Source organism: Mycobacterium sp. 1164985.4, from assembly GCF_001668575.1.
Lineage (GTDB): Bacteria > Actinomycetota > Actinomycetes > Mycobacteriales > Mycobacteriaceae > Mycobacterium.
Genome location: NZ_LZMD01000004.1, coordinates 17179 through 35685, shown reverse-complemented (window position 1 = coordinate 35685; position 18507 = coordinate 17179). Strand labels below are relative to the sequence as shown.

The window sequence follows — 18507 nt, the reverse complement described above, 5'->3', positions numbered from 1 at the left end:
CGGCGCGCACCCTGAAAATGCCGCGCCGCACACGAACCCGCGAACAGAACCGCATTGCGGCAATCGAAGCCGAACGCCGCCGAAACCAGCCCTACGCCGACGAACGCAATCGGCCGCCGCCGTTCTAGGAGACGCGTTCGAGATAGAAGTAAGCGTGGCGACCGTTGTCGAGGGCGTTCTTACCGTTCATGATGCCCATCACGGCGCGGTCGTCGATCTTCTTGAAGTGGTCGTGGACGGGCTGTCCGTCGAACACCATCGTGGCGGTGACCTCACCTCGAAACTCCTCCATCCAGAGGCTTCCTTCGCCGTTCTCGGTGTTCGAGTACTTGTTGCCGTTCTTGTCCAGGCAGACCAGTGGTTTCACGTCGGTCGCGGAGATGAAGGTCTTGCCGAACCAGTTGATGAGGGCCAACGTTCCGTTTTCCCGGTGACCGGTGTCGAATTCGCCGCCTTCCCATTCGCCGATCATGAAATCGATCGTCGCGGGCTCCAACGTCGCCCAGAACGCGTCGAGTTCAGCATTCGGAACGAATACGCGCTTCGGCCCCGTGACAAGCCGCTGACCCGCGCGCTCTTTGAACTCGGTGAACATCTTCCGGGCCAGTTCATCGCTCACGGCGCTCTCCCATCACGCGGCGGTGAGGATCGTCGGTCCAGTATTGCCCCCACATGTACGGGTCGGGGGCGAATTTGCACCTGAAGTGTTGACCGGCCAGGGCCTCTAGGGGTGGTAGGGCACGCCCACGGCGCGAAACACGTACTCAGGTGGGACGTCGAAGGACAGCGATCGCCGGGGCATCCGTGCGAGTACATCCTCGGGGATGGCGACTTTGTAATTCAACGAAAGTTGGCCAATGAAGCGGGAATCCACCGCAGCGATGTCGACATCGATGTGCATACCCGCCGAGGTCAGTTCCGCCGCGACATTTCCCGATTGGGGAGCGTCCCAGCGCTGGTCTATCGTCCGGCCCGCCAGTTTCGGTACCGTCGACAGCGTGCCGAGCACCCTCTGATTGGTCAGCGCGAGCGAGCCCACATAACTCGTGACATTCGCGCTCGCTCGTCGTCCCGGGATCTTTCCGCTGAACCGTCGGGTCACCGCGATGTATTCGGCGAGGAAGAGGACGCCCTCGGCCTCCAACTCTGCCCGCAGATCCTCGGGCAACCCGCCGATACGGAGCAGCTTGCGCACGAACACCGCCATGAGCAGTCACCCTAATGGCCCGTCGATCCGCGTGGTAGAGGTGGACGATGGGATCACACAGGCGCTGGCTGGTGATGTCGGCGCTAACCGCGGTCGGGCTATACGCCGTGCTATGGGTCGGTTTCGCGCATCACTGGACATGGTTGGCCGACGTCGATTCCGCCGCGCTCAACACCTTCCACCGCCACGGCGAAGGCCGTCCTGGCTGGGTGCACGGGTGGGACGTCTTCTGCACCGTCCTGGGCCCCGCTGCCTTCCGCCTCGTAACCGTTGTCCTCATCGTTGTCGCCTTTGTACGCCGCCAGATCCGGATCGCGGTATTTCTGATCGTGACCGTCGAATTGGCCGGACTCGTGACCGAGATCGCCAAGGCGGCGGCCGATCGTCCCCGTCCGTCCACCGCCTTCGTCACCGCCTTGGGGACCTCGTTCCCCTCGGGCCATGCCCTCGGGGTGATCGTTGCCGTTCTCGCACTGTTAGCCGTCGGACTACCCATCACCCGCCCGCCGGTACGCGCCGTTCTCATCGCCGCCGGGGCGATCGTCGTCATCACCATCGGCATCGGCCGCGTGGTGTTGAACGTGCACCATCCGTCGGACGTCGTGGCTGGATGGGCCTTGGGCTACGCGTATTTCGTGCTCTGTCTGTTGCTCGTTGCGCCGTCGCGCCCCGTCACGGAAGCAGGCGAAATACCGGAAGCGCCCGGTATCGCACGCTGAAGCTCGCCGTCGTGCACTCGGTTCCGACTTCGCCGTCGTGGGCGAGCAGCGTGGGCCCGTCGACCGCGGTGAACTCGAATTCGGGCACCCGCATCTCGTGGTAGAAGGGACTGCGTACGAGCCTGCCGAGTGTGACGGCCAGGAGGATGCGCAGCTTGCTGAACCGGTGGCCGGTCTCCAAGATGCGGACGTCCATCAGGCCGTCGTCCATGCGATCCCGCCTCGACGGCGCGAATCCCGAAGGCAGATAAGCCGAATTGCCGAGGAAGAACAGGAACGTCTGCAACGTCTTGTTGTCGTAGCGAATGCGAACCGGCTGCTCGTGGCGCAATGTGTGATACATCGCGTACAGCCCGGCCAGCGGCTTGCCGATCTTGTGTTCATACTTCTCCCGCGTCCGGACGAACGCGGGGTATGCGCCGATGCTCGCCGTGTTGACGACCATCTGCTTTTCGTTCAGGCACACCATGTCGACGCACGCGACGCTACCCTGCCGAATCGCTTCGACCGTCTTTTCCACGGTGTCGCAACCGATGTCCTTCGCGAAGTGGTTGAACGTCCCACCCGGGAACACCGCCAGCGGCACCCCTGCTTCAATCGCCGCCGCCGCCGCACACGAGACCGTCCCGTCGCCGCCACCGATCGCCAGGACCTCCGCGCGCTGCGCTACCGAGCGCAGCACATCCGCGATGTCGTCGTCATCGGTGAGCTCCACAACTTCCGCGCGCGGCAACGCATTTCGGACCTCGTCGATGATGTCCGATCCGGTTCCGCTGCCGGAAGCCGGGTTCACGACCAGCACCACACCAGCGCCGTCCGGTCGCGGCGGGGTGTCCACTCGCAGCGGATCGGCGGTTGGAAGCCTCGTCGGCACCGCCGGCGGCACGATTCGCCCGCCCAGCACCGCGACCGCCGCACCGAGGCCGAACCCCGCGATCACATCACCGGGGTAGTGCGCGCCCACCGCCACGCGGGACAGCCCGACGAGCCCGGCCAGAAGCGCCAGCGGAAGCCCGAGCGAGGCGCTCTCCAACCCGACTCCCACCGCGAACGCGGCCGCGCTCGCGGAGTGCCCCGACGGGAACGAGTTGGACGTCGGTTGACGACGCGTGCGGCGCACCAACGGCACGGAGGTGAACTGCGGGCGCGACCGCCTACGGATCCGTTTGGCGCCCTGGTTGGTGATCAGGCTCGTCGCCGCCAGCGTCATCACGCCGCGCACCGCACCGCGCCGCGCACTCGGGTTGCGCGTCGCGGCCAAAGCTGCCGCGATGGCGAACCACAGCTTCGAGTGGTCGGCCGCCCGGGTCAGCGGCGGCATGAGGGTGTCGAGCAGCGGCGTCGGGGACTCGGCGACCGCGTCGAAGATCTCCCGGTCCAGTGCGCCGAGACCGTGCGTGATTCGCCGAAAGCCGGCGGGGCGGCGGACCACCTGGGCAACATCCATCTCCCCAACGTATCCACCGGGGTCGAAAAATAATCGTGTCATCGCCGATCAGTCACGGGACCGCGTGGCATACGGTTCCCACAGCACGCCGCGACTTAGCATGCGTCGGTGCGCCGACTGCTGACCCTGCTGTGCGCGGGACTGATCGCCCTCGCGTCGGCGCCGGTCGGCCAGGCGCAGACCGTTCCCTGGTTCGCGCAATCGGTCGGCAACGCCACCCAGGTGATTTCCGTTGTCGGCGTGGGCGGTTCGAAAGCCAAGATGGACGTCTATCAACGGACCGGCGCGGGATGGCAACCGGTCGCGGCCGGCATCCCGGCCTGGATCGGCGCCAAAGGTATGGCGCCGGAAACCCATGACGGCGAAATGAAAACGCCGATGGGCATTTTCACGCTCGACTTCGCTTTCGGCACCGCGCCGAACCCCGGCGGGGGTCTACCGTACATGCAGGTCGGACCCGACCACTGGTGGGACGGCGACATGAAGAGCCCGACCTACAACACCATGCAGGTCTGCAAGAAGGCGCAGTGCCCGTTCGACACCGACCCGGCCAGCGGCACCGAGAACCTCCAGATCCCGCAATACGTCCACGCCGTCGTGATGGGCGTCAACAAGGCGCGGGTTCCGGGCAACGGCGGTGCCTTCTTCCTGCACGCCACCGACGGCGGACCGACGGCAGGATGCGTGGCCATCGACGACGGCAAGCTGGTCGAAATCATGCGCTGGCTGAGGCCCGGCGCATTGATCGCGATCGCTCAGTGAGTCAGATGTTCAGTGCCCGACCGGCTTTCACCTTGAAATTCAGCGCCTCCAGCGACATCGACGCGTCGTACGTGCGGTCGTATCCCGTCTCGCTGATCCGCCAACCGTCGGGGGTACGCCGATACCGATCGTGGTAGAAGCCGGCACCGATCAGCATGAAGTTGAAGTCCGGTGCGATCACCCGGTCCTGCAGGTACCACGTGCCCGTCGCCTCGTCGCCGTCGACGGTGATCTCGGGATGGGTGACGCGGTGTTCGGTGATGATCTCGGGACCCAGCGAGTTCCGCATGAACTTGACCAACTCGTCGCGGTTGGTGAAGTGGTGCTCCTCGCCGATCGACTCGCCGTACTTGCCAACCACGTCCTCGGTGAGGGTGTCGGCGAACTCGTCCCAGTGCTTGGTGTCGAGCGCGCGCAGATAACGGAACTTCACTTGCTGGATCTCATCGATGTCACCCATGCCCGACATTGCAGCACAACCCGTCCGCACCGCGTACAGTCCGGACATGAAATTCGTCGACGCCTACGTCAAATCTCCGTTCGCGGGGCTGGCGCCGTGGATCCTCATGGCCGTCGTCGCAGGTCCCGGCCGTTTCGAGGAAGCCGCCTCGGCGGCACTCGGCCTCGCCCTACTCACGCTGTGGGTCGGCACCCGCCGCGGGGTGCCCGTCCACTCCCTCGAGGCGCTGACGATCGCCTACTTCGGCGTCCTGGCCGTGCTCGGCCTGCTCGCGCCGGATCGGGTGATCGATTGGCTTCAGCTGTGGTCCGGCGAGCTCAGTAACATCGTGCTGGCCGTATTCGCCGTCGGCACGCTGATCGTCCGGCGTCCGTTCACCATGGCCTACGCGAAGGACACGACGCCGCGCGAGTACTGGGACACGCCACCGTTTCGCCGCATCAACTTCGCGATCACCGGAGCGTGGGCTGCCGCGTTTGTGGTGTCGGCCATCTCGGGCGGGATCGGTGACGCCGTCCTGCGCGACAACGACAACTTCTGGACCGCATGGATCATCCCCATCGGCGCGCTGGTCTTCGCCGCGTCGTTCACCGAGTTCTATCCCGACTACGCGACGGGGGAGTCGGACTCGTGGTCGGGCGCCATTGATTGGCTTCCGCCGTTCCTCACCGTCACCGGAATCATCGGCTGGGTGTCGGATTCGACGTCCGACACCGTCGCAATCGCGCTGATCGCCATCGGCATCGTGGGGTCGATCGCCGTCCGCAAGTTGCTGCCCGAGAATCCGGTATCTACCGCGCCGCAGTGAGATTGCGAGTTGCGGGGCCCTCGAGAAGGGTTCCGTCGGGTGCGAAGCGCGACCCGTGCAGCGGGCATTCCCACGACTCATCGGCGTCGTTCCAGTTGACGATGCCGCCCAGGTGCGGGCACACCGGCGAGACGCGATATTCGCGGCCGTCGACCACACTTCGCGCCTCCAGGTCCCAAGGCGGGCCACTGACCACACCGCCTTCTTCGGGGGTCCGGTTGAGCATGCGGGTGACCGGCGTGATCCACCCGCGGGTCAGGTAGAGCGCCACCTGCGCGTTGGTCTGCATCGCCTTCGGGATGCCTGACAATTCGTGCGGGCTCCAACTGGCGAACGCCTCGGCCCAGTCCATCCTGCCGCCGAGGATGCGGCTCGACAGCGCGAGCGCGGCAGCGGTTCCGTTGGTCATACCCCACTTGTCGAAACCCGTTGCCACGAAGATCTTGTCGTTACCGGGCAGGATCGGCCCCACGTAGGGCAGCTCGTCGATCGGCGAGTAGTCCTGTGCCGACCAGTAATGGGTCTGCATGGCACCCGGAAAGTGCAGCTTCGTCCACTGGTCGAGTTCCTGCACCGACGACGCTGGGCTCTTCTCATGGCCGACCGGATGTCCGGCCCCACCGGCGATGAGCCGGTTGCCGTCGGGTGTCGGCGCATAACGCAGCGACCTGGTCGGCGAATCCGCGGAGATGTACATGCCGCGCGTGATGGTTCCGGGCACCTTGTAGGCCATGCAGTAGGAACGCTGTGGTTTGAGGCGGGCGAAGAAACCGCCGCGGTCCAGGATCGGGATGCCCGTCGCGAGAACACATTGATCGGTGTGCACGTCGAATTCTTCGCCGTCGGTGGTCCGCACACCGAGCGCGAGCTTGTCGCCCTCGTTCGAAACCTTTTGTACCCGAACACCTTGCGTCAGCCGTCCACCGCGCTCGTCGAGCTCGACCACCAGGCTGTCCAGCAGCGGCATCGGGTCGAACTGCGCTTGGTCGGCCAGTCGCACTGCGCCGTGAAACGGGAACGGCACATCGGCGTCGTCGACCCAGTCGGCGTCCAACCCCGCGGCCTGACACGCCTCGAGTTCTGCCCGCACCGAGGGGACACCCTTCTCGGATTGCGCATAGGTATAGGCGTCCTCGCGCTGCACCGACAACCCGTGCGCCTCGCAGTGCGCAACCAGCCACTCCTGGCCCTCGCGGTTGCCCTCGACGTACTGTTTCGCGGTCTGCGGACCGTGCTTGGAAACGATCTTCGACAGCTTGGTGCTCTGCAGCAGGCTGATTTTGGCTGTGGTGTTCCCGGTGGCCCCGGCCCCCACGCGTTGCGCTTCGAGCACCAGCACGTCCTTGCCGGCGCGCGCTAACAGCACAGCGGTGATGAGCCCGGTGATGCCGGCCCCGACCACTACGACGTCGGCGGACCGGTCCGATTCGACCAGCGGATCGGCCGGTGCCGGGCGCTCGACGCGGTTTGCTAGCCAGAGAGATGTCATGGCATTTCAGGTACCCGTTTGGTGCACCCCAAAACGGCGGCGGCCGAACGGGGTTCGCACGGAGTGTCTGACAGGTTCGCTGTGTCCGGACGACTATCGTGTGGTCCGTTATGAGCGACCCGTTGGGGTTGTCGATCGGGACGACGAACTTGGTCGCGGTGCGCATCGGCAATCAACCCGTGATTCGTCGTTCGGTATTCGCCTTGCCGGACGGCGCGCTGATGTCTGGCTTCGTCGAGCGGGTGGGGGACGCGGTGCCTCTGGTCGCCGCGGACGGGTCGTCGCATTCGGCCGACCGGTTGCTGGTCGCCGCATTGGCCGAGCTTGTCGACGCGAGCGGTTCGGCAACCGACGACGTCACGGTCGCGGTGCCGGCGTATTGGGGACCTGCCACCCTGCGCACCGTGCGCACGGCGATGCGGAGCCATCCCGTCCTGGGGGCGGACGGAACGCGGGTGCGACTCGTTTCCGACGCCAAAGCGTCGCTCACCGCGCTATCGGAACAGCCCGGCCTGCCGGCCCAGGGAGTGGTGGCGCTCGTGGACTTCGGTGGTGGCGGCACCAGCATCACGCTGGCGGATGCCGGCGATGCATTCGAGCCCATCGACGAGTCCACGCGTCACACCGAGTTCTCCGGCACGCTGGTGGATCAGGTGCTGCTCGCTCACGTCCTCGACGGACTAACAGCGACGGGCGGGGTCGATCCAACGAGCACGGCCGCCGTGGCGTCACTGTCGCGTCTGCGCGAGCAGTGCCGCGACGCCAAAGAAAACCTCTCGTTCCAGGAGTCGATCGACCTCGACGCGGTGCTGCCGGGCCATCGCGCGGCGATCCGCGTGACTCGCGACGAGCTCGAGGCGCTCATCGCCACACCGTTCACCGGCGTCTTGGCTGCGTTGGATGACACGTTGCAGCGCAACAGGATTGGCTGGCAGGACGTCGCCGCTTTGGTCGCTGTCGGAGGCGGTGCGGCTATTCCGTTCGTGCGACGGCGGTTGGCCGAGCACACCGGCATGTCGGTGATCGCCACGACGGGTCCGGGTGTCGACGCGGCAACGGGTGCCGCGGTGATCGGCGCGTATACGTCGGCCGCCGAAGCCCGCACCGGCATGGCACCGGTCGCGTCTCCGGACGCCCCGACGGGCTTGGCCCCGGTAGCCTCTGCGGACGCCCCGACGGGCTTGGCGCCGGTGGTGCCGGTCGATTTGCCCGCGTCGGAGAATTCCAACGCGTTGGCCTGGTCGCAGGACGACGCCGCCGACGAACCGCTGCCGTTCACCGGGTCGGGAGTGTACGAAGCCCCCTACGACACCGGATCGATGCGACCGCCCGTGCAGTACGTGGCCGCGACGGGGCCGATCGACGAACCCCGGCTTTGGCAGCGGATACCGGGTCTGGTGTTCGGCGTCGCGGCGGCCGTGGCGGTGGTCGCCGTCGGCGGGGTGGCGATCGCACTGACCAGTGCCACCGGCAGTACCGGCGTGACCGAGGCTCCGCGCACCCGGCCCGTGCCGCCGCCGTCGGCACCACAGCCCGAACCCGTCACCGCCGAGGCGCCGCCGCCGCCCGTCGAGACCGTCACACTCGCACCACCGCCGCCGGTGACCACCGAAGCACCCCCGCCGCCACCGCCTCCGCCGCCGACGACGACGGTCACCACGACCCCGCCGACGACCACTACCACCACAACGACGACAACCACGACGACAACCACGACGACGACGCCGTCGACGACCACCACGGCTCCGACCACCACGACGACGCCTACCACCACGGCGATGACGACCACCTACCTGACCGTGCCGTTCGTGCCGGTTCCGATCCCCATCCAGGTGCCGCAGAATCCTTACCAGCCGGTGCCGTAGGCCCGACTGTCGGATAATGCGGCGATGAACCGGTTATCTACCGTTGCCGCGGCTCTGGCGATCGAGGCTCTGGTGATCACAACCATGGCGATCGCGCCGGCCGTGAATGCGACACCCGCGGAGGGCGACATCGAGCGCACGGACCTCGCCGAGGGCACGACCGACGCTCCCATCGCGATCGTCTCCGTGGGTCAGCCGACGACCCTTTACGTGCAGAACCTGGTGCTCGCCCCGGCGTCGAGCAGCGGATGGCACACCCATCCCGGCCCGGAGTACTCGGTGATCAACGGCGGCGAGGTGACCCTGCAGACCGTCGGCGGCGGTTGCGCTCCGGTGGTATTCAGTGCCGGGCAAGCCATATTCGTCCCCGCCGGCGTTCCACATGTGGTGTCGAACAAGGGATTTCACCACGCGGAAGCGACGGTCACTTATACGTTGCCCGCCGATCGCGCGGTGCGTGACGATGCGCCCGCCGCTTGCCCTTAGCGGCTAGCGGCCGTACGGATATTCCGGTTCGTGGAACCGGTTGATGATCGGGATCCGCTCGATGATGCGGTCGCGTAGGCGCGGCTTCTGCGGCGGCGGCACGTAGGCGGGCGCCGGCGGAGGCGCATAGACCGGGGGCGGGGTGTAAGCCGGAGGAGCCTCGGCGGGCGTCGGCGGTGTGTAGGCCGGCTCGGGTGCGGTGTACTCCGCTGCCGGCGGAACGTAGGCCGGCGGTTCGTAGACCGGTTCGACGACGGGTGCCGCTGGCGGCGGAGGTGCGGCCTCGGCGATTGTCTGTGCGACGACCGGCCTCGCCTCGGCCGGCGTCGTCGCCTTCTTTCCGTCGATCGTGTTCTCGATCTTTTGGGCGGTCTCGCCTGCGACGGAATCTTCCTGCACACCCCGATGGGCGGAGTCCCGGTCGCCGGTGAGGCTCAAGCCCACAGCAGCCGACGTCGACACCACGAACGCCACCACCGCCGCGGCGAGCACCGACGTCAGCGCGCCGATCTTCGACGGCCCCTTCGCGACTTTGGCGTCCAACCGGTTGACCGCGCGCGCCGCTGCCAGCGCCGCTCCGCGGGCCAGGGCCAAGTCGGCCTCCGCGGCGGAGAAGACCGGTGAGTCCGTCACGTTGCCGAGCGTGGAGGTGATCAGATCCACGTCGCGGGCCGAACCGACCACGAAGATTGACTGCGGCTGCCATTCGTTGAGTTCGAGCATGGCGATCACGCTGCTGGGCAGCTCGACCACGTCCGCGCCGTCGAGGGGTCTGGCGATGCGGTCGACGGTCACGCGCTCGCCGTTGACCATCGCGACCACCGCGGCGTCGGGTTCGACGATGCATACCGCGACGTCGTCGTAGTCGGCGATCTCGGCGATGCCCGCGGCCAGCACGTCGCCCGCCTCCAGCTCGGAGATCGCGATCGCGTTGTCGTACCCCCGCGCGATGAGGGCGCTCAACACACCGGACGCGACATCCTCTGCCTCGTTGGTCCAGGTGACGCCCATGGCGTGGATGGGGCTGTCGGAGACGTCGGCGAGCGCCACATTGAGGAGGTCGTCGGGATCGACCGCAGCGTCGAAGTCGAACGAACCGCGGTCGACGGTGGCGCCTTCCCCGGTGGTGCCCTCGACGAGGACCCACCGAACCGTGCTGGACGTCATCGACAGGCCGAGCACGAGGTCCATATCTTGTCCCCGTTCTTGCGATGAATGAGGTCCCGAGATTACCCCTACCGCCGGGGCGTATATCAGGGCCGCAACGTCACGCCACCGTCCACGCTGATGGTCTGCGCGGTGATGAAGCTGCCGTCGTCGGAGAGCAGCAGGGTGGCCAACGCCGCGACGTCGTCGGGTGCCCCGAACCGGGACTTAATCATCTGCCGCGCGCGGGCCTGCTCGACGACGCCGTCGGGCATCGGTTGCTCATCGAACTTGTAGTGCCAGATCAAGCCGGGCGCGATCGCGTTGCATCGGATGCCCTTCGGCCCGTATCGGCGGGCGATGTGTCGCATCAGGGCCAACTCGGCGGCCTTGCTCATCGCGTAGGACACGCGCGTGCTAGCACCGTTGTAGGCGTCGATGGAAGCAGTGAAGACGATCGAACCGCCGCCGCCCTCGACCATCGCCGGAATGGCGTGTTTGGCGCAGATGACGAACCCGCGGGTGTTGACGCGCATCACTTCGTCGAAGGCTTCGAGCGGCAGCTCCACCACACCGCCGGGGAGATAGGCGTCGGCTGCATTGGTGAAGTTCACATGCATGCCGTCGAGGCGACCGAAGGTGTCGACGGCGAGCGCGACCGCCGAGACGACGGACTGCTCGTCGGTCCCGTCGAGATGCGTCCCGCGGATCCGCTCGCCGGCCGGATCGATCTCGGCGACGAGGCGTTGTACCAGGTCAGCGTCGATATCGCCGACTACGAGACGGGCTCCCTCGTCGGCGAACCGGTGCGCGAGACCGTTGCCGATGCCGCCGAGACCGGCGACGATGATGACCTTGTTATCGAGCAATCTCGTCACGTTCGGAGATGATCCTCCCCGTCTGAGCGGCCACTTCGGCCGATCGCCTCGGATTGCGGCAAATGTAACGGTTTGATATACAACCCTGCGTGGGACGGCACTCCGTAGCCAAGAAGCGGCGCACGTCACCGATGGGCGTGGCTGCAATGCTCGCTCCGGCTGCCCTCTTCTTCGCGGTCGGCGGAGACGTCCATTTTTCGGCCCGGCCCGCCCCGGAGATCAAGCCGGTCGTCGAAGAACCCGCCGACGCGAAACCGTGTTGTCTGGAGATCGTCGCCGCCCCGGCGATCGCGCCGGCGGCCGTGATCGGGCACGCCAGCCTGGGCGTGGCGCCCGACCCCACGGTCGCAGCGGCCCGCTACCGCACCGTTGACCGGTCCCTTCCGGTGGGCATCGCGCCCGAGCGCGGCCTGCAGGTCAAGACGATCCTGGCGTCGCGGGCGATCACTGAGGCCTTCCCTGAGATCAGCAATATCGGGGGGGTGCGCCCGGATTCGCTGCGGTGGCATCCCAACGGACTAGCCCTCGACGTGATGATCCCGAACCCCAGCAGCGCCGAGGGGATTGCGCTGGGCGACGAGATCGTGTCCTACGTGCTGCGCAACGCCAAGCGGTTCGACTTGCAGGACGCGATCTGGCGCGGGGTGTACTACACGCCTGATGGCGCGCAGCGCGGCGGATACGGCCACTACGACCACGTCCACGTCACGACTCGCGGTGGCGGTTACCCGACGGGCGACGAAACTTACCTGCGCTGAGTCTCGCTTTTAGTCAACCGGGGTCTGCACAGTGACACCGCGGGGCGACACGTGGCGGCGGCCGACGGTTCACGATTGGCGTAAAGCGACGGCGCCGCGCGCTAGGAGCACTAGTGGTGCCCGCCGTCCTGCTGTTGGGTGTCGACGGGGGGCGGCTGCACGTTGGACACCCCCGGGGCAGCGGGTGCGGGCACACACGTCGGCGTCCCGTCGACGATGGATTCGCTGCCGCTGCAGCCCGGCTCGGCGACCGATTGGGCAGGTCCGCCGCCCAGTGCGGTGATGACGGGGGTCGCGGCGAACGCGACGCCGACGATCGCCAGACCGAGGCGTCGGCTAGAAGGATTTGACAGATCGAACACTCGACACCTCCTTCGACAGCCTCAGCGAGAAGGCTTTGCTAATTCGAAGCGCTCGCTGCGAGGCTGAATCGAGACTATCCCCGATGGGTCCTCCCTGCACAGGGTTTCGAGACGGGTACGTCGGCGTCAAGTTCGCCCTGGAGTAAGAACGTCTGTCAATGTGTCGCCGGGGACAATCCGTACCGGCGAACGACGTCGTCCATCCAGTCCGGCGTGCCGTACGTCAGGCCGTATTTGGTTGCCAACTCCTTGAATTCGGCAGACTCATGCAGGGGGGCGCCGGATGCGACCGCGGCTTGGCCGGACATGAGCAGTTCGCCCAGTTCGCGGAAGTAGTTCTCGAATCCTCCGCCGGGAGTGATGACTTCGATGATGCGCCCGGGCTCGTTCCCGGCGTTCCACATGGCATGCATCTGCCCGCGCGGCTTGGTGATGTAACCGCCAGGGCCGAGTACCACTTCGCTGTCGTCGGATCGGAAGCCGATCTCGCCCGCGAGCACATAGGAGTGCTCATCCTCGCGTGTGTGCCTGTGCGCCGCGGTGATCGCGCCTAACGGGAACGGATGCTCGACGATCGACACCAAGCCGCCGGTGGTGCGACTGGTCAGCTTGAATACCGCTCCAAAGCCCGGGATGGACACGACATCGCCCTCGCTGGGCTGCATCACGGTCAGCATGGCGGATTCTGTTTTCGACATGTCTGCTCCTCAACTCACGGCGGCCAGGCCGGCCCCAGCTGTGTCTCGAGTGGGCCACAACGGCTGCGGCACCTGCACACCGAACGGGGCATCCCATCGGTTGCGCGATGAAACCTCGTGCACGGGACGGCGATTGGCCGCCACACCCCACTTGCCCAGGGGATAGCCGAGGGCCAGCATTGCCGACATCCTCCAGCCCTCGCTAACGGGGACGCCGAGCATCTCGTTCACCCGGTCCTCGAAGTTGCGGAGCACCATCGTCATGACGCCGCCGACACCCTCGGCGCGGGCCGCGAGCAGTGCGCTCCAAATCGCGGGATAGATGTTGGCGCCGCCCAAATCGTCGATTGCGAAGACGAACAGCAGCAAGGGCACTTCTTCGAAGTGGTCGGCCAGATAGTTCCCTGAGCCCTTCATCCGCCGCATGGTCTCGACGTGCGCGGCGCCGTCCGCGCCGGGAGCCGTCGCAACCATGGGCCCGGTCCCGGTCGTGAACTTCTCGTATTCGAGGTCGCGCGCCTGCCGGAACAGCTTCGCGAACTCGCGAATGAGTTCGGGATCGTCGACGGCGACGAAATGCCAACGTTGGGTGTTGCCGCCGTTCGGCGCGCGAACAGCCGCGTCCAGAATTCGGGCCTGCGTCTCGAGGGGAATCGGATCGGGCCGCAGTCGCCGCATCATCCGTGTGGTGTACAGCGCTTCGTGGATGTCCATTTCCGTAATCCTCCGCTACTCGGGCCAGCTGTTGGTCAGGATGAGGTCGACGAAGTCCTGCCGCTCGAACGTCGGGTCGAAGTGCGCCAGCACGTCGTCGTTCATCGTTCCGAAAGTGGTGTCCGGCCGGTGTTTCATTCCGTCGTTGAAGGCGGCGAGGATCCGGTTCTTGAAGTCGGGACGCGGGTGGGCCGCCGTCACCGCGTCGACCGCTTCCGGGGAAAGCTCCGCGCGCCCGATGCCGATGACATCCGTCTCGACGCCGGCGTTCACCAACGCGATTTCGGGTTCGAGGAACTGCGGAACGCCCGGTGTTGTGTGCAGGGCGATCGCCAACCACACCTTGCGCACGTCGGCGTCCTCGACGCCGTGCTGCAGCAGGAAATCCCGCGCCGCGTTGGCGCCGTCGACCTCGAAGCGCAGCTCCGAGGTGCGGTAGCGCTCGGTGAGCCCGAGATCGTGGAACATCGCGGCCACGTAGAGCAGCTCGAGGTCGGGCTGCAGGCCCAATCGGCTGCCCCTCAGCGCTCCGAAGAGGAACACCCTGCGCGAATGGTCGAACAGCAGATCGTCCTCGGCATCGCGGATGTACTCGGTCGCCGCGCGCACCAGTGCACTGTCGGGGATCGCTATGCCGGCGATCGACTGGATCGATTGGGTACTCATCATCAGCCTCCTCTGTTGGACTACTTCGTTTCGAGTCAACGCAGGCGAGGGGTCGTGCGCACACGGTGATTGAGCCGTTCGCCCCACAAAATGCGACACAATGACGGTGTGGTTTCGGATGCCCGCTCACGGGTGGTGGTGATCGTCGTCTTCGACGACGTGACCATGCTCGACGTCGCCGGAGCGGGAGAGGTCTTCGCCGAGGCCAACCGGTTCGGCGGCGACTACGACATCAGGGTCGCGTCAGTGGACGGGTGTGACGTCGCGACGTCGGTCGGGATCCGCATGGGGGTGACCGACAGCATCGCGTCCATCGAATCCGCGGACACGGTTCTGGTCGCGGGCAGTGACAGCATCCCCTCGCGGCCCATCGACCCCGCACTCGTCGAGGCGGTGAAATCGGTGGCGAGTCGCACTCGGCGGCTCGGCTCGATCTGCACGGGGTCGTTCATCCTGGCCCAGGCGGGGCTTCTCAGCGGTCGACGCGCCACCACGCACTGGCGCGAAACCCGAAGGCTGGCAAGACTGTTCCCCGACATCACCGTCGAGCCCGACGCCCTGTTCGTCCGCGACGGCGACGTCTTCACCTCGGCGGGGGTGTCGTCGGGCATCGACCTCGCCCTCGCGCTGGTGGAACAGGACCACGGCGTCGACCTCGTCCGCGACGTGGCCCGCTGGTTGGTCGTCTACCTCAAAAGGGCTGGCGGACAATCACAATTCTCCGCGCTCATCGAGGCGAATCCGCCGCCGCAGTCCGCGCTTCGAGCCGTCACGGAGGCGATCGCCGCCAATCCCGCCGCCGACCACAGCGTGAAATCCCTTGCCGTGCGGGCTTCGCTGAGCACACGTCAGTTGACGCGGCTGTTCCGCTCGGAACTCGGGATGAGTCCCGCAGAATACGTCGAGATGATTCGCATCGACGCCGCCCGCGCGGCGCTCGACGCCGGACGCACCGTGACCGACACGGCGCACCTGGCCGGGTTCGGCAGCACGGAGACTCTCCGGCGAGCATTCGTCGAGCACCTGGGCGTGTCCCCGAAGGCGTACCGCGACCGATTCCGCACCGCCATTCGGGGCTGAGGTGCGACGTCAGCCGAGCTTTTTCAGCTGGAACGGGGTCTGGGTCACGATGCCGCCCGCGCACCCGTAGTTCGAGTCCGAGGTCAGCACACCACTGAGGGTTGCGGGGTCCACCGACAGTGACACCACGGCCGGCTCGTAGTGCCCGTCATCGCAAGTGAGACCGCCGGGCTTGGACACCGTGAAGGTCCAGCGGCCGCCGGTCAGCGTGGTGGGCGTGGTCCAGCCCTGGTTGCTGGCGACCGTGCCCGTGCATCCGCCGGCGCCGCAGCTCGTCGCGAAGGTCCACACGTTGTAGGGGTCGCCGTCGGTGGATCCGTAGGTTCCGTTCAGCAGCGGTGAATCGGCGCTCGCCGGGCCGGCGAGCGCGATGGCCGCGATCGCCGACGCCGCGACGGCAGTAGCCAGGGTGTGCAGGGCCTTAGTCATAGTGACCGCAATTCAACGACCGTGTCAGCCCGGCGGCTGGGCGGCGCGAGCGCGTGATTCCCGGTTGTGGCCTTGATGACGCCGAATCGGAATCTACGGGGGATTCGCGGCGGGGCCTACGTACCGGTCGGGTAGGTGATCATAGAGTTCGAGCTATTCGGGCAGGCCTTTCACAGAAACCTCATTACGTGGGTGTTGACGTCGCGGACTCGTGGGGCCGGATCTTTCGGACGGCCGTCAGCCGGCCTTCACCACGGCGGGACACACTTCCACGGGCTGTCGACGCACTTCCACGGACTATTGACCACTTTCCACGGTGTCCAATGGGGCCTCCACGGTGACCAGTGAGGGGTCCCGTGCGGGCGCAGAGGTGCGTTGAGGTCCGCCGCACTCACCGATGCAGGGGCGGGGACGGTAGCTCCATTGTCGGCCTGGGCGGCGCCGGCGCCCGTGACGCTGAGACCGGTGAGGGCCGCGCCGACGGTGACGACTTTCCAGGTGGCCGGTCGTTCCACTTCGATCTTCCCTTCGCTTCCCATTCGTTCTCGCTTCCCCGGCCCACGGTCCAGTCTCGCTCGGAATGCCAAGGGCTGCAAACCCTTATTTCGCGTCGGCCAGCCAACGCATGGCCTCGTCCAGGATCGTCGAGGTGTGCAGGGGCCACTGCGGATGCTGCAGGCGGAACGGCCCGGTCGCCAGCCCGACCAGCGCGGCAGCCGTTCTCTCTCGAAGCTGTCGAGCCGGGAGGCGCCGCTCGGCGTGGGCGAGGACCGCGTCCGCGTATCGGGTCGCGACTTCCTGGCTCGAATCGTCGAGCGCCAGCGCCGACAGATGCGCGAGCAGCGTCGCCCACTCGTCAGACCGTTCTCCGGGCCCGGCGCTGTCGATGTCGAGAAGGGCTGTCACGACACCCTTGTCGGCGAAGAGTTGGCCTTCGTGGAAGTCGCCGTGTACCGGTACCAATTCCTCGCGCTCGACGTCGACCGAGTGCAGGGCGTCCACGACCTCGGTGAGCCGGGTCAGCACCGCGGGTTCGTCGGCGGCCGCTCGCCGCAGTGCGCCCGCGTGGTATTCGACCAGCTCCAGATGCGACGGTTCCCGATCGAAGGTCATCAGGTCGTCCGGCAGGGCGTTCAGCACCGATTCCAGCGCCTCGGGGGATGGCAGTGCGGCGTCACCGTCGGCGATGAGGGCGTCCAGGGGAGTTCCCTGCGCTTCTTCCAGCACAAGCACGCCGTCCGCGGTCGAAGCGAGGACCTGAGGAACGGGCACATGACTGCCGGCGATCGCGTGCCGACGGCGGAGATCGTCCACCGCCGACGGCCGCACGACCTTGACGAACCACCGGGAGCCTCCGTCGTGCACCTCGAGAACGGCGTGCCGCGACGGCAGGTACCGCAGTGGCCGGATGTCGAGCATCGACGACTCGCTCAGCCTGGACTCGCGAAACAGCTCGGCCAGCAGGGCGGGGGTGCTCGCCGTCGGCAGTGCGGGTAGCGCGGGATCACGGGGCCAGGCCCAGACACCGACCTCGACCGGCTCGCCGCGGTACTCACCCGCGACGACGGCAGCACCGGCCGGGATCCGCTTTCCCGTTGTGGCGCCGAGGAATTCCGTCGTGACTGTGCTGTCGGCGCGGCGCACGTCCGCCACGTACGTCACGATCGCGGCTCCGGAGGGATCGACGTTGACTTCCGCTGGGCGTAGGTCTTGGAGTTGGCAGTCGTATTCGGCGACCGCGACGGCCAGCACATTCGGCCCTTCCGGACCGAGCAGGAGATCGAGTGCCGCAGTAGCCACTCACTCGAGGTTAATCGGGCCTTATCGGCAGGGCGTCCCGCGTAGCCTCGAAATTCGTGAATTGGTTGACCGTCATCTCCACCGGTCTGGTTCCGTTGGCCTCGGTTATCTCCACGGCAACCGTCGCTGTCTGGACGAAGCGGATTGATGCCCGTAGCAGGCAACAAGATCGAGACCACGAGCGAATCCTGGATTACGAGAAGCGAGCGGCGGACGACAAGAAGGCCGCCTTGAAGTCGCTGATTTCCGCGACGCATTACGTCAAGCGTGGCGCCCAGACTCTGGGATCGGCAGACAATCCGGCAACCCCGAACCGCAGACGCGCCGAAACCCTCAGAGAACTCTACGAGTTCCGCATGCGCGTGGGTCTGGACGACGGGATTGCGGAGTTGATGGTCTACGCTGCAGAACCGGTTCGGGAATTGACAAACCTGCTGCTCGACGAATGGGATCGCCAGTTCCGCGAGCATGGCTACTCGCTGGCGCAGCTCGATTCCTGCAAGAGACAGCTAGCCCAAACCGTCGTCGATGCGCCGCCGCCCGATGACAAGACGGTCTATTTCGGTGGATACCAGAAGTGGTCCGAGTTGAAGCGAGAAGAATGCGCTTGGCTGGACCGGCTTGGCGACGAATCAGACCTCGACGTAGACGCTTTGGTCGCTCTCTGTGACCGCACACTCAAAGCTGCCCACAAGGATTTGCGCGGCGGCTACGGCGCCGAACTCGACTAGAC

Annotated in this window: 21 protein-coding genes; 8 read left to right on the top strand and 13 right to left on the bottom strand. The window is 66.5% G+C overall.

Annotated features, from left to right (window positions below; genetic code table 11):
• Positions 1–124: 124 nt before the first annotated feature.
• On the bottom strand, positions 125–595 hold the full coding sequence (locus A5650_RS00195; RefSeq protein ID WP_067285106.1) for a DUF4334 domain-containing protein: 471 nt from the start codon (positions 593–595) through the stop codon (positions 125–127).
• A gap of 129 nt (positions 596–724) precedes the next feature.
• The gene (locus A5650_RS00190) at positions 725–1207 is read right to left on the bottom strand and encodes a hypothetical protein (RefSeq protein ID WP_067285088.1); all 483 of its coding nucleotides are present in this window, start codon (positions 1205–1207) and stop codon (positions 725–727) included.
• Between the two features lie 47 nt (positions 1208–1254).
• Between A5650_RS00190 and A5650_RS00185 the strand changes: the two genes are divergently transcribed.
• Complete coding sequence (locus A5650_RS00185; protein WP_067285086.1) at positions 1255–1926, top strand: phosphatase PAP2 family protein; 672 nt, start codon at positions 1255–1257, stop codon at positions 1924–1926.
• On the opposite strand, the gene A5650_RS00180 is transcribed toward A5650_RS00185, so the two are convergent.
• Entirely contained in the window at positions 1880–3373 is a 1494-nt protein-coding gene (locus A5650_RS00180; RefSeq protein ID WP_067285082.1) for a bifunctional phosphatase PAP2/diacylglycerol kinase family protein, read from the bottom strand. The two genes, A5650_RS00185 and A5650_RS00180, sit on opposite strands and share 47 nt — an antisense overlap.
• A 108-nt stretch (positions 3374–3481) precedes the next feature.
• Between A5650_RS00180 and A5650_RS00175 the strand changes: the two genes are divergently transcribed.
• Complete coding sequence (locus A5650_RS00175) at positions 3482–4135, top strand: L,D-transpeptidase family protein (RefSeq protein ID WP_067285080.1); 654 nt, start codon at positions 3482–3484, stop codon at positions 4133–4135.
• Between the two features lies 1 nt (position 4136).
• Here the strand turns inward: A5650_RS00175 and A5650_RS00170 are convergent, their stop codons facing one another.
• On the bottom strand, positions 4137–4595 hold the full coding sequence (locus A5650_RS00170) for a nuclear transport factor 2 family protein (RefSeq protein ID WP_067086101.1): 459 nt from the start codon (positions 4593–4595) through the stop codon (positions 4137–4139).
• Between the two features lie 46 nt (positions 4596–4641).
• On the opposite strand from A5650_RS00170, the gene A5650_RS00165 reads away from it, so the two are divergent.
• Positions 4642–5403 carry a DUF3159 domain-containing protein gene (locus A5650_RS00165; RefSeq protein ID WP_156743948.1) on the top strand — a complete coding sequence of 254 codons (762 nt, stop codon included), beginning with the start codon at positions 4642–4644 and terminating at the stop codon, positions 5401–5403.
• Here the strand turns inward: A5650_RS00165 and A5650_RS00160 are convergent.
• Entirely contained in the window at positions 5387–6892 is a 1506-nt protein-coding gene (locus A5650_RS00160) for an FAD-dependent oxidoreductase (RefSeq protein ID WP_067285079.1), read from the bottom strand. The genes A5650_RS00165 and A5650_RS00160 overlap by 17 nt on opposite strands.
• 110 nt (positions 6893–7002) lie before the next feature.
• On the opposite strand from A5650_RS00160, the gene A5650_RS00155 reads away from it, so the two are divergent.
• Positions 7003–8757 carry an Hsp70 family protein gene (locus tag A5650_RS00155; protein ID WP_067285078.1) on the top strand — a complete coding sequence of 585 codons (1755 nt, stop codon included), beginning with the start codon at positions 7003–7005 and terminating at the stop codon, positions 8755–8757.
• A 24-nt stretch (positions 8758–8781) separates the two neighbouring features.
• On the top strand, positions 8782–9243 hold the full coding sequence (locus A5650_RS00150) for a cupin domain-containing protein (protein ID WP_067285077.1): 462 nt from the start codon (positions 8782–8784) through the stop codon (positions 9241–9243).
• 3 nt (positions 9244–9246) lie between these two features.
• On the opposite strand, the gene A5650_RS00145 is transcribed toward A5650_RS00150, so the two are convergent.
• Together A5650_RS00145 and A5650_RS00140 are read right to left on the bottom strand one after the other, a co-directional pair.
• A complete protein-coding gene (locus A5650_RS00145) occupies positions 9247–10434 on the bottom strand; it encodes a DUF7159 family protein (RefSeq protein ID WP_067285076.1) in 1188 nt (395 codons plus the stop codon).
• Between the two features lie 62 nt (positions 10435–10496).
• A complete protein-coding gene (locus tag A5650_RS00140; protein ID WP_067285074.1) occupies positions 10497–11267 on the bottom strand; it encodes an SDR family NAD(P)-dependent oxidoreductase in 771 nt (256 codons plus the stop codon).
• Between the two features lie 89 nt (positions 11268–11356).
• Between A5650_RS00140 and A5650_RS00135 the strand changes: the two genes are divergently transcribed.
• Positions 11357–12025: a VldE C-terminal domain-containing protein gene (locus A5650_RS00135; RefSeq protein WP_197501750.1), complete on the top strand. Its 669-nt coding sequence runs from the start codon at positions 11357–11359 to the stop codon at positions 12023–12025.
• A gap of 110 nt (positions 12026–12135) precedes the next feature.
• Here the strand turns inward: A5650_RS00135 and A5650_RS00130 are convergent, their stop codons facing one another.
• From A5650_RS00130 to A5650_RS00115, 4 genes are all read right to left on the bottom strand, one after another.
• Positions 12136–12387, bottom strand: a complete 252-nt coding sequence (locus A5650_RS00130; RefSeq protein ID WP_067285069.1) for a hypothetical protein — start codon at positions 12385–12387, stop codon at positions 12136–12138.
• A gap of 155 nt (positions 12388–12542) precedes the next feature.
• Complete coding sequence (locus tag A5650_RS00125) at positions 12543–13085, bottom strand: cupin domain-containing protein (protein ID WP_067285067.1); 543 nt, start codon at positions 13083–13085, stop codon at positions 12543–12545.
• Positions 13086–13094: 9 nt separating this feature from the next.
• Entirely contained in the window at positions 13095–13799 is a 705-nt protein-coding gene (locus tag A5650_RS00120; RefSeq protein WP_067285065.1) for a nitroreductase family protein, read from the bottom strand.
• Between the two features lie 15 nt (positions 13800–13814).
• Positions 13815–14468 carry an HD domain-containing protein gene (locus tag A5650_RS00115; protein ID WP_082950527.1) on the bottom strand — a complete coding sequence of 218 codons (654 nt, stop codon included), beginning with the start codon at positions 14466–14468 and terminating at the stop codon, positions 13815–13817.
• A gap of 87 nt (positions 14469–14555) precedes the next feature.
• On the opposite strand from A5650_RS00115, the gene A5650_RS00110 reads away from it, so the two are divergent.
• The gene (locus A5650_RS00110) at positions 14556–15545 is read left to right on the top strand and encodes a GlxA family transcriptional regulator (RefSeq protein WP_197501749.1); all 990 of its coding nucleotides are present in this window, start codon (positions 14556–14558) and stop codon (positions 15543–15545) included.
• Between the two features lie 9 nt (positions 15546–15554).
• On the opposite strand, the gene A5650_RS00105 is transcribed toward A5650_RS00110, so the two are convergent.
• Together A5650_RS00105 and A5650_RS00100 are read right to left on the bottom strand one after the other, a co-directional pair.
• Positions 15555–15974 (bottom strand): hypothetical protein, encoded by a 420-nt coding sequence (locus tag A5650_RS00105; protein WP_067285063.1) that lies wholly within the window; start codon positions 15972–15974, stop codon positions 15555–15557.
• 600 nt (positions 15975–16574) lie between these two features.
• Complete coding sequence (locus A5650_RS00100) at positions 16575–17774, bottom strand: phosphotransferase (RefSeq protein WP_067285061.1); 1200 nt, start codon at positions 17772–17774, stop codon at positions 16575–16577.
• A gap of 56 nt (positions 17775–17830) precedes the next feature.
• Here A5650_RS00100 and A5650_RS00095 point away from each other — a divergent pair, with 56 nt between their 5' ends.
• Complete coding sequence (locus tag A5650_RS00095; protein ID WP_082950525.1) at positions 17831–18505, top strand: hypothetical protein; 675 nt, start codon at positions 17831–17833, stop codon at positions 18503–18505.
• Positions 18506–18507 lie beyond the last annotated feature (2 nt).

Excerpts from the sequence above, each read along its gene's own strand:
- A5650_RS00150 (WP_067285077.1), top strand. The coding sequence starts at position 8,782 with ATGAACCGGTTATCTACCGTTGCCGCGGCTCTGGCGATCGAGGCTCTG.
- A5650_RS00170 (WP_067086101.1), bottom strand. The coding sequence starts at position 4,595 with ATGGGTGACATCGATGAGATCCAGCAAGTGAAGTTCCGTTATCTGCGC.
- A5650_RS00190 (WP_067285088.1), bottom strand. The coding sequence starts at position 1,207 with ATGGCGGTGTTCGTGCGCAAGCTGCTCCGTATCGGCGGGTTGCCCGAG.
- A5650_RS00185 (WP_067285086.1), top strand. The coding sequence starts at position 1,255 with ATGGGATCACACAGGCGCTGGCTGGTGATGTCGGCGCTAACCGCGGTC.
- A5650_RS00110 (WP_197501749.1), top strand. The coding sequence starts at position 14,556 with ATGCGACACAATGACGGTGTGGTTTCGGATGCCCGCTCACGGGTGGTG.
- A5650_RS00160 (WP_067285079.1), bottom strand. The coding sequence starts at position 6,892 with ATGACATCTCTCTGGCTAGCAAACCGCGTCGAGCGCCCGGCACCGGCC.
- A5650_RS00155 (WP_067285078.1), top strand. The coding sequence starts at position 7,003 with ATGAGCGACCCGTTGGGGTTGTCGATCGGGACGACGAACTTGGTCGCG.
- A5650_RS00125 (WP_067285067.1), bottom strand. The coding sequence starts at position 13,085 with ATGTCGAAAACAGAATCCGCCATGCTGACCGTGATGCAGCCCAGCGAG.
- A5650_RS00120 (WP_067285065.1), bottom strand. The coding sequence starts at position 13,799 with ATGGACATCCACGAAGCGCTGTACACCACACGGATGATGCGGCGACTG.
- A5650_RS00115 (WP_082950527.1), bottom strand. The coding sequence starts at position 14,468 with ATGATGAGTACCCAATCGATCCAGTCGATCGCCGGCATAGCGATCCCC.
- A5650_RS00105 (WP_067285063.1), bottom strand. The coding sequence starts at position 15,974 with ATGACTAAGGCCCTGCACACCCTGGCTACTGCCGTCGCGGCGTCGGCG.
- A5650_RS00145 (WP_067285076.1), bottom strand. The coding sequence starts at position 10,434 with ATGGACCTCGTGCTCGGCCTGTCGATGACGTCCAGCACGGTTCGGTGG.
- A5650_RS00165 (WP_156743948.1), top strand. The coding sequence starts at position 4,642 with ATGAAATTCGTCGACGCCTACGTCAAATCTCCGTTCGCGGGGCTGGCG.
- A5650_RS00195 (WP_067285106.1), bottom strand. The coding sequence starts at position 595 with ATGTTCACCGAGTTCAAAGAGCGCGCGGGTCAGCGGCTTGTCACGGGG.
- A5650_RS00180 (WP_067285082.1), bottom strand. The coding sequence starts at position 3,373 with ATGGATGTTGCCCAGGTGGTCCGCCGCCCCGCCGGCTTTCGGCGAATC.